The sequence below is a fragment of the Enterococcus bulliens genome (genome assembly GCF_053761865.1).
Window position 1 is genome coordinate 26328 of record NZ_JBSMXK010000004.1, and the last position, 14646, is coordinate 40973.

The window sequence follows — 14646 nt, forward strand, 5'->3', positions numbered from 1 at the left end:
TAGTTCCACCTACTTTTCTACGATGTAAATATCGATTGCTGTCGTTCCATATTCTTGGTGGCGTAACAATCGATATCCCATAATCTCTTTAGGCAATTGAACATTGCGATCGGTCTCACAGACGATACGGCTTCCGTTTCGCACCAAGCCTAGCGTGAGAAATTGTTCCATTTGCTTGATGATTTCTTGCTTGGCATAAGGAGGGTCAAGTAAGATCAAATCAAATAGGATTTGTGATTCTTCAGCTTGTTTTAATGCACGTTTGGCATCCATTTTCCAAACCGTAAATTTTTCAACTTCTTTCGTAATGGCAATATTCTCATTGATGACCTTGACAGCTGGATAATGCCGATCGACACAATACGCATGATCCATCCCACGTGAGACTGCTTCGATCGCCAAGCCACCGCTTCCAGAAAATAAATCCAGTACGAGACCTCCATCAAAATAAGGTCCGATCATATTGAAAATCGCTCCCTTCACTTTATCTGTAGTCGGACGTGTGTTCGAGCCTTCTAAACTCTTTAATTTTCGCCCACCATATTCACCTGCTACTACTCGCATTACCTTGCTCCTTTTCTCAAATGAAAAAGAGTTAGGAATCCTTCCCAACTCTTTTATACATGTTCTGCCAAACGAATTTGGGTGTTTTTTTCTTCAACTTCAAAGCCATCATCCATCATTGGATAAGCTTGCTTGGTACCGATTTTCTCTGAAAAATTCATTTCGATTTCTGGTCGATGAGAAAGCGACACTTCCCGAACAAAATGCAAGCGTTCGATCTTTTGACAAACCGTTTCGACATCGCTCTCATTTACGTATAACATGACGTATTTCATTGATTTCGATACATAATGCACGACACCGTAACGACGTAGATTACGGACTTGCCTTAACGAGTAAACAAAGACGACGATCCCTCGACGCTTGACTGGTTCAAATGTTGATTCAGCTGACATGACAATTCCCTCCACAGCCAGAACTTGTCGTAAAAAACGGACTACCGGCATCTACTTTTATTTCTTTGGAAATTTGATGTGCAATCGTTAAACACGTTTCATCTAAAATGGCTTGAACGTCGTTTTCACTTAGACGAAACAACGCCACTTCTTCTTGTATATCTAATGCGCGCTTGGCTTTACGCAAGGCACGCTGTTTTTCTTTATAATCAGGAGCAAACTTTCCAAAACGTTCAATTTGCTCAAATGACATTTTCGCTTGAATGAATTCATTGGCACACTCTTGGACTACAGGATTTTCGTGCATCTGACGTTTGGCTTGTTGATACTCGTGAAAAGTTTTGCTTTCTATCAATGTATCCACTAATTTATCGATTTGATCTTCAATGGCAAAAAAATGATCATCATAAATCATTTTGCATCACTTTCCTCACTTTTAGTTTCCATTTCTTGTATTAAGACTACCATATTTTCCTTGGAAAAGACAACACTCATTGCTCGTGTCACAGGACGATCATACAGTGTAAAATAAGCACTACTCTTCCATGTCAATAGGGTAAACGTAGGATCGTAGACTGGCGTTTCAAAAAAAACTTGTAGCGTTTTATCATTTGATACTTTCGCTAAAGTAAGCCATTCGTCTTCTGTCAATAAAAACCGCTCGTGAGTATCAGGATCTTGCGCTCGTTTTAGGGCTAATGTTCGTTGCGTAGTCAAATAATCATCTGGATGCAGCAAAAATTCCGTAAGCCATTGCGTTGCCTTTTGATCAAAATTTGGTGAAGTTTGATAGGCAGGTATGTTCTGCTCATAATTTAGTAGTGAAAAAAGATAGACGATCATTGCTTGTTTTGCCGTATTAATCGATTGCCAATCCATAGATTCATTTACTGTAAATGTCGGCAGCTCTTTTCCAGTCAGCGTATAGGGGGCTAGTTTTAGTAAAAGTTCTTTTGAAAGATACATTAAACTATATAGTTTTCCAGTCGTTTGATCTAAAAACAGCATCACAAAGTTGCCATCATCTAGCGCAATCAACGGTCGATAGTTCATGTCTTCTTCACCTAGTTCTAACGTGACTTTTTTTTCATGATATGTAAAATCAAAATTTGGTGAGATGGTAACCAATTTCGTTACATCATTCATCTCCATGCCAAGCGAAAAAGGTGCCATATCAGCTTGTTGTTTTCCCAATAATTTGATTCCTTGAATCGTTTTTTTTGCGACGCTCACTTCTATGTATCCATTTTTAGTAGATGGATGGTAAAGATAGAGTTCATAACCAAACCCAGTTTCGACAATATTTGTTGGCTGGCCATACGTTTCCATAAATTGGTTCACATCTTTTCCTACAAACGTCGCCATACCCTGACTTTTTAGCGTTTCATAGCTATTTTTTGTTGTATGAACCGCTGTCGTAGGTACGGCTGTTGTAGGTTTTCCCGTAGAAAAGACCGGTTGTGCGTATACGATGATCAAAGCTAAGATCAACATGATCCAAAATAATACTCCGCGATACTTCACACCGGTCACTCCTCTACTTATTTTTCAGTTAATTCTAACAGTAAATCACCAGAACTGATTGCATCACCATCAGCGACATAAACATGTTCAACAATCGCGTCAAAACGAGCTTCGATCGTCGTTTCCATCTTCATGGCTTCTGTTACGATCAATGTATCTCCGCGTTTAATGTGATCGCCTTTTTTCACAAGAACTTGCAAGACAGAACCTGCCATCGTTGCACCAACATGCTCTTTATTGGTTGGCTCAGCTTTTTTGCGCGCAGTCACGCTGCTAATGATCGAAGCATCATGAATGACGATCTCACGACGTTGCCCATTTAAGTTAAAGTATAAGACTCGATTGCCTTCGATATCTGGTTGCCCAATTTCATCTAAACGAATGATCAAGACTTTTCCTTTTTCAAGTTTTACTTCGATTTTTTCACCAACACGCATTCCTTCAAAGAATGTCGGCGTGTCTAGTACATGGATATCTGCAAATTGATCATAAGCTTTACGATAATTTAAGAAGACTTGTGGATACATGATGTAGCTTAAGACTTCTTTTTTCGTTGGTGTATAGCCGATCAATTGCGCTAATTCTTGCGCAGTTTCATCAAAATCAACAGCCTTGGCATACACTCCAGGACGATCGTTTAATGGTGTACGCTCTTTTAAAATCACGTTTTGTAAACGTTCAGGGAATCCTCCGACTGGTTGTCCTAGATCACCGCGGAAAAATTGAATGACTGATTCAGGAAAGTCGATGGTATCGCCTTTTTCATAAATCAATTCTTCCGTTAAATCGTTTTGGACCATAAATAAAGCCATATCGCCTACTACTTTTGAAGAAGGTGTTACTTTTACAATATCGCCAAACATCATATTGACATGGTGATACATCGTTTTGATTTCATCCCATTTGTCTTCTAGACCAACAGCTTTTGCTTGTTGCTGTAGATTTGAATATTGTCCACCTGGCATTTCATGGGCATAAACTTCTGTTTGTGGTACACTCACGCCATTTTCAAATGAATGGTAATATTTACGAACATCTTCCCAATAGTGATTGAGTTGTTGCACTTGTTCAATCTCTAATTTTGGCGCACGTGGCGCATCCAATAACGCAAAGTATAAACTGCTGATACTTGGTTGACTCGTGCTGCTACTCATCGCACTCATCGCGACGTCTACGATATCCACCCCTGCATTCACAGCTTCTGAATACGTCATAATCCCATTCCCACTTGTATCATGTGTATGCAAGTGGATCGGTACAGAAACGGTATCTTTTAATTCACTGATTAAACGATACGCCGCTTGTGGTTTTAATAACCCAGCCATATCTTTGATGGCAATGACATGAGCACCAAGTTGTTCTAATTCTTTTGCTAATGCTTTGTAATATTCGATCGAATATTTGCCACGGGTTGCATCATTGATATCTCCTGTATAACAAATAGTCGCTTCAGCAATTTTCCCTGCATCACGGACAGTTTGAATACTTTTTTCCATTTGTGGTACCCAGTTTAAACTATCGAAAATTCGGAAAACATCAATTCCTTGAATCGCTGCTTCTTTGATAAATTCTTGGATCACATTATCTGGATAGTTTTGATACCCTACAGCATTCGATCCTCTAAAGAGCATTTGAAGCAAGGTATGAGGCATTTTTTTACGCAATAGACGCAAACGTTCCCATGGATCTTCGTTTAAGAAACGATAGGCTACATCAAACGTAGCACCGCCCCACATTTCACTTGAGAATAATTCTGGAATAGCCGCTTCTGTCTCGCTAGCAATGGCCACAAGATCACGTGTACGCATACGTGTTGCCAGTAAACTTTGATGTGCATCTCTAAATGTCGTATCCGTCAATAAGACTTCTTTGGTTTGTAAAACAGCTTGACTCACTGCTTGTGCGCCCTCTTGATCTAATAGTTGCTTAAACGAAGTTCCTTTTTGAGGAACAATCAACTGTTTTGGCATACGTGGAGTGAGATAGAACGCTTTTTTCGTTTTTTCCACTCCAGGAAATCCATTTACTGTAATCTCAGAAATATATTTCATCGTTTTGTTTCCGCGGTCGCGCACTGCTGGGAAGACGAATAATTCTTCTGTTTGATCGATAAATGTTGTTTTCGCAAGTCCTGAACGGAACGTTTCATGACCGACAACGTTTGCCATAAACGGAATATTGGTTTTGACACCACGCACCCGAAATTCTTTTAAGCAACGTTGCATTTTTTGGATCGCTGCATCAAACGTTTGAGCATGTGTACAGACTTTTACAAGCAATGAATCAAAATAAGGCGTTACCACAGCGCCCGCGTAAGCATTGCCGACATCTAAACGAATACCAAATCCACCTGGTGAACGATACGTATCGATTTTTCCAGTATCGGGCATGAAATCTTGGATCGGATCTTCTGTCGTTACCCGACATTGGATCGCTACTCCTCGATAGTGGATATCTTTTTGTTGTGGAATTCCGATTTCTTGATGCAACTCTTTTCCTTGTGCTACTAGGATTTGCGTCGTTACGATATCGATATCGGTAATCATTTCTGTGATCGTGTGCTCAACTTGGACACGAGGATTCACTTCGATAAAATAAAATTGATCGCCCTCAACTAAGAATTCTACTGTCCCAGCATTAACATAGGAAACATGCTTCATCAATTGAACGGCTGCTTGACAGATTCTCTCACGTTGAGCATCGTCCATTGAGACACATGGGGCCACTTCGACCACTTTTTGATGGCGACGTTGAACGGAGCAATCTCGTTCAAACAAATGGACGATATTGCCATGTGTATCTCCAATAATTTGGACTTCGATGTGCTTTGGATCTTGAATATATTTTTCGACGTAAATTTCATCGCTACCAAAAGCCGCTTTGGCTTCACTTTTTGCACGTTCATAACCTTCACGAGCTTCTTTTTCAGAGTGTGCCACACGCATTCCGCGTCCGCCGCCGCCAAGTGCTGCCTTGATCATGATCGGATACCCAAATTCCGTACCAAAAGCGACCACTTCTTCCACGCCAGAAACAGGACCATCTGTACCTGGAATGGATTGAATCCCTGCAGCAAGTGCTGTTTCTTTTGCTTTGATTTTATCCCCAAAAATATCTAACTGATGAACAGTTGGACCAATAAACACGATACCTTCTTCTTGGCAACGTTTAGCAAAAGCTAAGTTTTCTGATAAAAAACCATATCCGGGATGAATTGCTTGGGCACCTGAATCTTTGGCAATTTGAATGATACTCTCAATATCCAAATAAGCATCAATTGGTTTTTTACCCTTACCAACTAAATAGGCTTCATCCGCTTTAAAGCGATGAACAGAATACTCATCTTCAGCTGCATAAACCCCAACTGTTTGAATACCCAATTCTGCGCACGCACGAAACACACGTACGGCAATTTCACCACGGTTTGCTACAAGAACCTTGTTCATTTAACCACTCCTTCAATCAAAAAACTTTATCTATATCACAAAAAACTTTATTTATATCAGCTGCAAACGTTTTTTCTTTTCGTCTGCACTAATATTCAATACAAAACCGATACATACTGAAAACATCAATAAACTCGATCCACCTTGACTCACAAAAGGAAACGTGATCCCAGTCAAAGGAATCACTCCAGTAATGCCGCCAAGATTAATAAAGATCGAAATTAAAAATAGCGATCCAATCCCGATACACATTAATGAATTAAATGGATTCGATGACCGAATGCCAATTAAAAAAATGCGGGCGATCATATATAATAAAAGAGCGAGTAGCAAAATTGCTACAATCAACCCTAATTCCTCAACTAAAATAGCAAAAGCGTAATCTGTCTGCGCTTCACTCAAAAATCCTTTTTTCTGAATACTATTGCCTAAACCACGACCAAACAATCCACCATTGAACATCGCGTAATACCCTTGAACGGCTTGGTGACCTAGCCCATATTCATCACTAAATGGATCTCTGTAAATCAAGAAACGATTCACGACATGACTTGGTAACAGTCCCGATAACAAAGGAACCAACCAAATCACAATAAAACTGCCGACAAGCATAAAACCTGCTGCACAAAGCGCATATAAATAATTCAATCCACTACCTAAGAGCATCATCAAGACAACAAGCAGTAAGACCATCATATTGCCGTAATCGGGATAGAGGGCCAATACAAAAATACTAAATAGTGGCCAGACCAGATGATACGTGTGATAAATCACACGGCTTTCAAAATGCTGGATGATTGGTTGACGATTGGCGATCCGACTAGCTAAAAACCAGATCGTGACGAATTTTAAAAATTCAGCTGGTTGCAAAGTCCCAATTCCAATATTGATCCAACCAAATGACCCATTGACCCTAGGAAAAGCAAACACAATAAACATCAATGGGGTCAAACACGCCAATACGAGTGCTGATAAGCGTTGATTACGTAAGACGGTAGTTTTCATGCGGTAAATCGCAGCCATTAGCAACAAGCTGATGACCCAAAAGAAAAATTGGAGTACAGCTTGCTTGGCTGGATTGATATTATTTTCTAATAATTCATACGAAGTAGTACTATAGACCATCATTAATCCCACAATACATAAAATCAGGTACGGGATCAAGATCGAAAAATCTAATAGATGACGTTTTTTTACTTTGACAGGCAAAGCCTAACCCTCCTTGCCCTCAACATTTTTCTGTTCTGCATATACATCGGTATACAAGACATTTAAATCTTGTTCTAATTGACTTAATAGCTGATGTCCCGTTTGAGTTGAAATCACGCCTAATGTAGTCGCAAAGGCAATTTGTCGGGATAATCCATACATTTGTGTATCCACAACTTCTTCAAAAGCCTTACATTGTGAAATACATTGACGATTCTGTTGATTTTTAATCAACATCCGAATCCGATCCGCTTCCTGTAATAAAAGCGAATAGGCCATTTCTGGAGTAATAGTTTCCATAAGACTTCCTCCTATCTAATTTCAATATTATAGCATATTTTCAAAGAAAGAATGCATTCTCTTTCAAGTTTTATTTTTCACGATAGAAAAAAGAAGCACAAAAATGTGCTTCTTTGATTTGTTTTATTTACGTTTCTTTTGAGATTTTTCACGTTCGTTTTTGTTTAAGATTTGTTTACGTAAACGAATGTTCTCTGGTGTTACTTCACAGTACTCATCGTCGTTTAAGAATTCTAAAGATTCTTCTAACGTTAATTTCTTCGGACGTTTGATGACAGAAGTTTGGTCTTTATTCGCTGAACGAACGTTTGTCATTTGTTTTGCTTTTGTGATGTTTACGGTTAAGTCGTTATCACGAGAGTTTTCTCCAATGATCATCCCTTCGTAAACTTCAGTTGTTGGTTCAACAAAGACTGTTCCACGCTCTTCAACACTCATGATTGAATAAGTCGTTGCTTTACCTGTATCGATCGATACTAAAGCACCGTTATGACGTCCACCAAGTTGACCTTTGATCATTGGTAGATATTGATCAAACGTGTGGTGCATGATTCCATATCCACGAGTCATTGATAAGAATTCCGTTGTATATCCAATTAATCCACGTGCTGGTGCTAAGAAGATGATTCGTACTTGACCATTTCCTGTATGGATCATATCTTGCATTTCTGCTTTACGTGTTCCTAAAGATTCAATGATTGACCCCATGTATTCTTCAGGTGTATCGATTTGCACACGTTCAAAAGGTTCACATTTCACGCCATCGATTTCGCGTTCGATGACTTCAGGACGAGATACTTGTAGCTCGAATCCTTCACGACGCATGTTTTCGATCAAGATCGACAAATGCAATTCTCCACGTCCAGATACGATCCAAGAATCTGGTCCAAGTGGTTCTACACGTAAAGATACGTCTGTCTGTAATTCAGCCATTAAACGTTCTTCGATTTTACGAGACGTTACCCATTTTCCTTCGCGTCCAGCAAAAGGTGAGTTGTTTACTAAAAATGTCATTTGTAATGTTGGTTCGTCAATGTGTAAGATTGGTAGCGCATCTTGATGGTCAAATGGTGTTACCGTTTCTCCAACGAAGATATCTTCCATACCAGATACGGCAATCAAGTCTCCAGCTTTTGCTTCTTGGATTTCTTCACGTTGTAATCCAAAGAAACCAAAGATTTTTGTAACGCGGAAACGTTTTACGGTTCCGTCTAATTTCATTAAAGCTACTTGGTCACCAACACGGATTGTTCCACGGAACACACGTCCGATACCGATACGACCAACATAGTCATTGTAGTCTAATAAAGACACTTGGAATTGTAATGGCTCATCGCTATTGTCCACTGGTGCTGGAATATGTTCCACGATCGTGTCAAAGATTGGTGCCATTGTTTCTGTTTGATCAGCAGGGTTATCTGATAAACTAGAGGTTCCATTTAATGCTGATGCATAGATAACTGGGAAATCTAATTGCTCATCGTCTGCTCCTAATTCGATAAATAATTCCAACACTTCATCAACTACGTGTTCTGGACGTGCTGATGGTTTGTCGATTTTATTTACAACTACGATTGGGACAACATTTTGTTCCAAAGCTTTTTTCAATACAAAACGTGTTTGAGGCATTGTTCCTTCGTAAGCATCTACGACTAAGACAACTCCATCAACCATTTTCATGATACGTTCTACTTCTCCACCAAAATCGGCATGTCCAGGGGTATCTAAAATGTTGATACGTGTTCCATTGTAGTCTACAGCCGTGTTTTTAGCTAAGATTGTAATCCCACGCTCTTGTTCTAGTGCATTTGAATCCATTGCACGTTCTTGTAACTGTGTACGGGCATTTAAAGTCGTAGATTGTTTTAATAATTCATCTACTAAAGTTGTTTTACCATGGTCAACGTGGGCAATAATAGCGACGTTACGAATATCATTTCTATAATTCAATTGTATTAACTCCTTCGATTTTAACATTTACTCAACAAGTCATTATAACAGAAAAATAATCTGAAATATAGTAGAAAGTTTTCATTTTGTTCTAATTTTCTTGTTTTGTCAATGCTATCATTTCTGTATAGGCTTTTTTAGTCCCCGCAATAAAATATTCTCGACCAGAAAATGAGAGTGGTTGCCCATCTAAGCGGCTCATCTTCATCCCAAATGTTTCTAATAACACTCCACCTGCAGCATAATCCCATGGCGATAGATTCGAGATGTACCCAATCCGTTGCCCTAATAACAAAGCACTCAATTCTATTCCTGCGCAACCTAACATTCTAACGCCCATCGCTTGTTGTCCTAAATCACGCGCATGATGAAAATTGGCCGCATACATCCCGGAATTCAAGCCTAATAAACCTTCACTAAGTCCAAGATCTTGCGGTGCATTTATTTTTGTTCCGTTACAATACACACCCTCACTAGGTCCTCCACAAAGCATTTGTTCTTTGACGACATCGTAAATAAATCCTAGTACTGGTCGTTTGTCTTCATAGATGCCCACCATCACACAAAAATTTTCTTGTTCTAGAACAAAATTTAATGTGCCATCGATTGGGTCGATAATATACACTCTACCAGAAAAATCATTGAGTTGATCGCGACCATTTTCTTCTGCCATAATTTTTGCATCAGGATCTTGTGTTAAAATCGCGTCGATCAAAAAACGTTGAATCTCTTTATCCATATTGGTCACAAGGTCTTTGCGATCGGTCTTTGTATCGACTTGAATGTTTGTATTTGCTGACGCTGCCTTGATTTTTTCACCTGCTTGTCTAAGTAACTGTTCGATATCAGCCATCATATTCATTAACGGCGTACTCCTTTCATCGAAAATTTCCCTGTTTGGAGCGCTTTGGCATGTTTTACAGCGTGATATAAGGAATATCCTGAAGCAGCTTCAAATTCACGTCCTAATTTTCGTTCCTCACCGATTGAACGTACGACCGTTTTAAATTCTTGATATGCTGCTAAAAATTGTTCTACGGTCACATTTTGTTCGTAACTCTTTTCTAAGATTTCCCACATCTTAACGACTTTTACCATTTCAGCTGTCGTCCATTCCAGATCTAGCGGATATTGATACTCTTCCATCGACTCATTCCTTATCTATTTTTAGTCTATGCTTTATTTTACTACAAGTAAAAAAAATAGACCAATCGATTCCTCGATTGGTCTATTTGAAATTACGCGTGAATTGGTAAGCCTAATGCTAATTCAGAAGCATCCATCACGATTTCACCTAAAGATGGGTGAGGGTGGATAGTTAATGCGATATCTTCAGCATTCATACCAGATTCAATCGCAAGCGCTAATTCAGAAATCATATCTGAAGCACTTACACCGGCGATTTGAGCTCCGATGATCACATTATCGTCAACAGAAGTCACTAAACGGATAAATCCTTCAGTTCTTCCTAATGATAATGCACGGCCATTTCCAGCAAATGGGAATTTCACCGCTTTTGCTTCGATTCCTGCAGCTTTCGCTTCAGCAATTGTCATTCCAACACTTGCTAATTCAGGATCTGTAAAGGCTACAGCTGGCATTGCTTTGTAATCGATCGCTACTTTTTTACCAGCAATCGCTTCAGCAGCAATTTTTGCTTCATAACTTGCTTTATGCGCAAGTGCAGCACCAGGTGTGATATCGCCAATTGCGAAAATGTTCTTCACATTTGTACGGCCTTGGTTGTCTACTTGGATTAATCCACGTTCGCCCACTTCAACACCAGCTTGTTCTAAGCCCATGTCATCAGTGTTTGCACGACGACCAACTGTTACCATTACGTAGTCAGCAGTAACAGATTCTTCTTTACCGTCTACTTCGTATTTCACAGTTACGCTATCGCCATTGTCAATGGCTTCTTTAGCCATTGCTTTAGTGACAGTTGTAATGCCTTTTTTCTTAAAGTCCGCTTCAACAAGTTTTACCATGTCTTTTTCATACGTTGGTAAAATTTGAGGAGAGCCTTCAAGGATGGTTACGTCAGAACCTAGGTTTGCATACGCACTACCTAATTCTGAACCGATAACACCACCACCGATGATCACGAATTTCTTCGGAACTTCAGTCAAGTTCAAACCGCCAGTTGAATCTAGTACGCGGCCGCCAAATTTAAATCCTTTGATTTCGATTGGACGAGAACCTGTTGCGATGATCGCATTGTTGAATGAATACGTTTGAGCAGAATCTGGGTGGATCACACGTAATGTATGGTCATCCACGAAGAATGCTTCTCCTTCGATTACTTCAACTTTATTTTTTTTCAAGAGCATGCTAACACCTGAAGTTAATTTGTTCACTACTCCATTGTTTTTCCAGTCTTGTGTTTTTGTAAAGTCTAAGTTTACATTTTCAGCAGTCACGCCAAACATTTCTGATTCTTTTGCTTCTTGGAAATGATGACCAGCAGAAATCAAAGCTTTTGAAGGAATACATCCAACGTTTAAACAAACGCCTCCGATATATTCACGTTCAATGATTGCTACTTTTTGACCCATTTGGGCAGCACGGATGGCAGCTACATAGCCACCAGGTCCTGCTCCAATTACAACTGTATCTAATTCTACAGCGAAATCTCCAACTACCATTTGTTTATCATCCTTCCATTAATAGTAACTCTGGATCTGCTAACAGACGTTTAATGTTGTTCATCGCTTTTTGAGCAGTCGCTCCGTCTACGATACGGTGGTCGAAACTAAATGATAATTTCATCATACGACCAACAACGATTTCGCCTTCTGCATTTACAATTGGTTGTTGAACAATTGTACCTACACCTAAAATCGCAACTTCAGGGTAGTTGATTACTGGTGTGAACCAAGTTCCACCAACTGAACCGATGTTACTGATTGTAATACTTCCGTTACGCATATCTTCAGCAGATAATTTACCTTCTTGTGCTAGACCAGCTTTAGCATTGATTTCATCTGCGATTGCAAATAATCCTTTGCGGTCTGCGTCTTTCACATTAGGTACATATAATCCGTGATCTGTATCGGTTGCGATACCGATATTGTAGTAATGTTTGAAGACGATCTCTTGAGAAGCGTCGTCGATTGAAGCATTTAAGATCGGGAATTTTTTCACAGTAGCCGTTAATGCTTTGACTACGTATGGTAAGAAAGTTAATTTCGTGCCGTTTGCAGCAGCCACTTCTTTAAATTTCTTACGTTGATCCCATAATTTAGATACTTCAACTTCATCGTGTAATGTCACGTGAGGCGCTGTTTGTTTGCTGTTTACCATTGCTTTGGCAATCGCACGGCGAGTTGGTGTCATTTTTTCACGAGTTTCCATTTCAGCTACGTTTGAAGTAAATGCTTTAGCTGGTGCTGTAGCTTTTTCTTCTTTCGCTTCAGCTTTAGGTGCTTCTTGAGCAGGAGCTGCAGCAGCCGGAGCGCCACCAGCCATAAAGCTTTGGATATCTTCTTTTGTCACGCGACCGTTTTTGCCTGTAGCGACTACTTGTGTAATGTCTACATCGTTTTCACGAGCAAATTGGCGTACTGAAGGCATTGCCAACACGCGTTTGTTTGGATCTTGAGCTGAAACAACTGAAGCATCGCCAGTAGATGCAGCTGCTTTAGGAGCTTCTGCTTGAGCTGGTGCTGCAGCTGGTGCGCTATTGTGGCCTGGTGCGTCGATTTCAACTAACACGTCACCAACGTTTGCTACTGTACCTTCAGCTACCACGATTGTTTTGACAGTACCAGTTACTGGAGAAGGGATCTCTTCAACTGATTTATCGTTTTGTACTTCTAGTAATGTATCATCTTCGTTGATAGTATCGCCAGCTTTAACGAACCATTTTACGATTTCGCCTTCTGCGATTCCTTCACCGATATCAGGTAATTTGAATTGGAAAACACCTTCGCTTGCAGCAGCTTGAGGTTCTGCAGCTGGAGCTTCTGGAGTTTGTTCTTGTGCAGGAGCTGCAGGGGCATCGTCTTCGTGACCAGGTGCGTCGATTTCAACTAACACATCGCCTACGTTTGCTACTGTACCTTCTGATACAAGGATATTTTTTACTGTTCCAGTTACTGGAGAAGGGATTTCTTCAACTGACTTGTCATTTTGTACTTCTAATAACGTATCGTCTTCGTTGATTGTGTCGCCGACTTTAACGAACCATTTTACGATTTCGCCTTCTGCGATTCCTTCACCGATGTCTGGTAATTTAAATTGAAATGCCATGTTTGCTTTCGTCCTTTCTGATTACCTTAGAAGTTTGCGATTTCTCTTACTTTAGCTTCGATATCTGCTGCGTTTGGTAACCAAGCATTTTCAGCTTGACCAAATGGGAAGACAGTATCTGGAGCAGAAACACGTCCGATTGGTGCTTCTAATGATAAGATCGCACGTTCAGCGATTTCAGATGCCACTTGTGCACCAACGCCGGCTTGTTTTTGCGCTTCTTGAACAACAACAACACGGCCTGTTTTTTCAACAGAGTCAATGATTGTTTTGATATCTAAAGGAGCTACAGTACGCAAGTCGATGATTTCAACACTGATGCCGTCTTTTTCAACTGCTTCAGCCGCTTTGATTGCTTCACGAACCATTGCACCATAAGTGATGATCGATACATCAGAACCTTCACGGGTAACTGCTGCTTGATCTAATGGTACTTCATAAGCTTCTTCTGGCACTTCTTCACGGAAAGAACGGTAAAGTTTCATGTGCTCTAAGAAAACAACTGGATCATTGCTACGGATAGAAGCAATTAATAATCCTTTTGCATCGTATGGATTTGATGGAATTACAACACGGATACCAGGAGATTGAGCGATCAATCCTTCTAAGTTATCTGAGTGTAATTCTGGAGTGTGTACTCCACCACCAAATGGTGAACGTACAACGATTGGAAGATTACGTGTGCCACCCATGCGGTAACGAGTACGCGCCATTTGAGCTACAACTTCATCCATTGCTTCAAATACAAAACCGAAGAATTGTAATTCTGGCACTGGACGGAATCCTTCAAGTGCTAAACCGAATGCTAAACCAGCAATACCTGATTCTGCTAATGGTGTATCAAATACGCGGTCTTCGCCATATTTTTCTTGTAATCCTTCAGTTGCGCGGAAAACTCCACCATTATTACCAACGTCTTCACCAAATACTAGGACGTTTTCGTCATTGCCTAATTCAAGAGCAAGGGCATCAGTGATTGCTTGGATCATTGTTTTTTGTGCCATCTG

At 40.1% G+C, this 14646-nt stretch carries 13 protein-coding genes; all 13 read right to left on the bottom strand.

Features of this window, described 5'->3' with window-relative positions:
- Positions 1–9 precede the first annotated feature (9 nt).
- The gene (gene rsmD, locus ACWOEC_RS03305) at positions 10–603 is read right to left on the bottom strand and encodes a 16S rRNA (guanine(966)-N(2))-methyltransferase RsmD (RefSeq protein ID WP_455306022.1); all 594 of its coding nucleotides are present in this window, start codon (positions 601–603) and stop codon (positions 10–12) included.
- 14 nt (positions 604–617) lie between these two features.
- Positions 618–959: a YlbG family protein gene (locus ACWOEC_RS03310; protein ID WP_297074524.1), complete on the bottom strand. Its 342-nt coding sequence runs from the start codon at positions 957–959 to the stop codon at positions 618–620.
- On the bottom strand, positions 949–1374 hold the full coding sequence (locus tag ACWOEC_RS03315; protein ID WP_297074526.1) for a YlbF family regulator: 426 nt from the start codon (positions 1372–1374) through the stop codon (positions 949–951). The genes ACWOEC_RS03310 and ACWOEC_RS03315 overlap by 11 nt, the downstream gene beginning before the upstream one ends.
- A complete protein-coding gene (locus ACWOEC_RS03320; RefSeq protein ID WP_455305930.1) occupies positions 1371–2483 on the bottom strand; it encodes a CAP-associated domain-containing protein in 1113 nt (370 codons plus the stop codon). Before ACWOEC_RS03320 ends, ACWOEC_RS03315 begins: the two co-directional genes overlap by 4 nt.
- 17 nt (positions 2484–2500) lie before the next feature.
- On the bottom strand, positions 2501–5929 hold the full coding sequence (locus ACWOEC_RS03325) for a pyruvate carboxylase (RefSeq protein WP_455305931.1): 3429 nt from the start codon (positions 5927–5929) through the stop codon (positions 2501–2503).
- A 51-nt stretch (positions 5930–5980) separates the two neighbouring features.
- On the bottom strand, positions 5981–7138 hold the full coding sequence (locus tag ACWOEC_RS03330) for an FtsW/RodA/SpoVE family cell cycle protein (RefSeq protein ID WP_455305932.1): 1158 nt from the start codon (positions 7136–7138) through the stop codon (positions 5981–5983).
- A gap of 3 nt (positions 7139–7141) precedes the next feature.
- Positions 7142–7438 carry a DUF1507 family protein gene (locus tag ACWOEC_RS03335; RefSeq protein WP_297075457.1) on the bottom strand — a complete coding sequence of 99 codons (297 nt, stop codon included), beginning with the start codon at positions 7436–7438 and terminating at the stop codon, positions 7142–7144.
- A 123-nt stretch (positions 7439–7561) separates the two neighbouring features.
- Positions 7562–9388: a translational GTPase TypA gene (gene typA, locus ACWOEC_RS03340; RefSeq protein WP_455305933.1), complete on the bottom strand. Its 1827-nt coding sequence runs from the start codon at positions 9386–9388 to the stop codon at positions 7562–7564.
- A gap of 91 nt (positions 9389–9479) precedes the next feature.
- Positions 9480–10250 (bottom strand): inositol monophosphatase family protein, encoded by a 771-nt coding sequence (locus tag ACWOEC_RS03345; protein WP_455305934.1) that lies wholly within the window; start codon positions 10248–10250, stop codon positions 9480–9482.
- Entirely contained in the window at positions 10250–10534 is a 285-nt protein-coding gene (locus ACWOEC_RS03350; protein ID WP_455305935.1) for a UPF0223 family protein, read from the bottom strand. Before ACWOEC_RS03350 ends, ACWOEC_RS03345 begins: the two co-directional genes overlap by 1 nt.
- 92 nt (positions 10535–10626) lie before the next feature.
- Positions 10627–12033: a dihydrolipoyl dehydrogenase gene (gene lpdA, locus ACWOEC_RS03355; RefSeq protein WP_297075451.1), complete on the bottom strand. Its 1407-nt coding sequence runs from the start codon at positions 12031–12033 to the stop codon at positions 10627–10629.
- A gap of 7 nt (positions 12034–12040) precedes the next feature.
- Positions 12041–13639: a dihydrolipoyllysine-residue acetyltransferase gene (locus tag ACWOEC_RS03360; protein WP_455305936.1), complete on the bottom strand. Its 1599-nt coding sequence runs from the start codon at positions 13637–13639 to the stop codon at positions 12041–12043.
- A gap of 26 nt (positions 13640–13665) precedes the next feature.
- Positions 13666–14643: an alpha-ketoacid dehydrogenase subunit beta gene (locus tag ACWOEC_RS03365; protein WP_016185392.1), complete on the bottom strand. Its 978-nt coding sequence runs from the start codon at positions 14641–14643 to the stop codon at positions 13666–13668.
- Between the last annotated feature and the right edge of the window lie 3 nt (positions 14644–14646).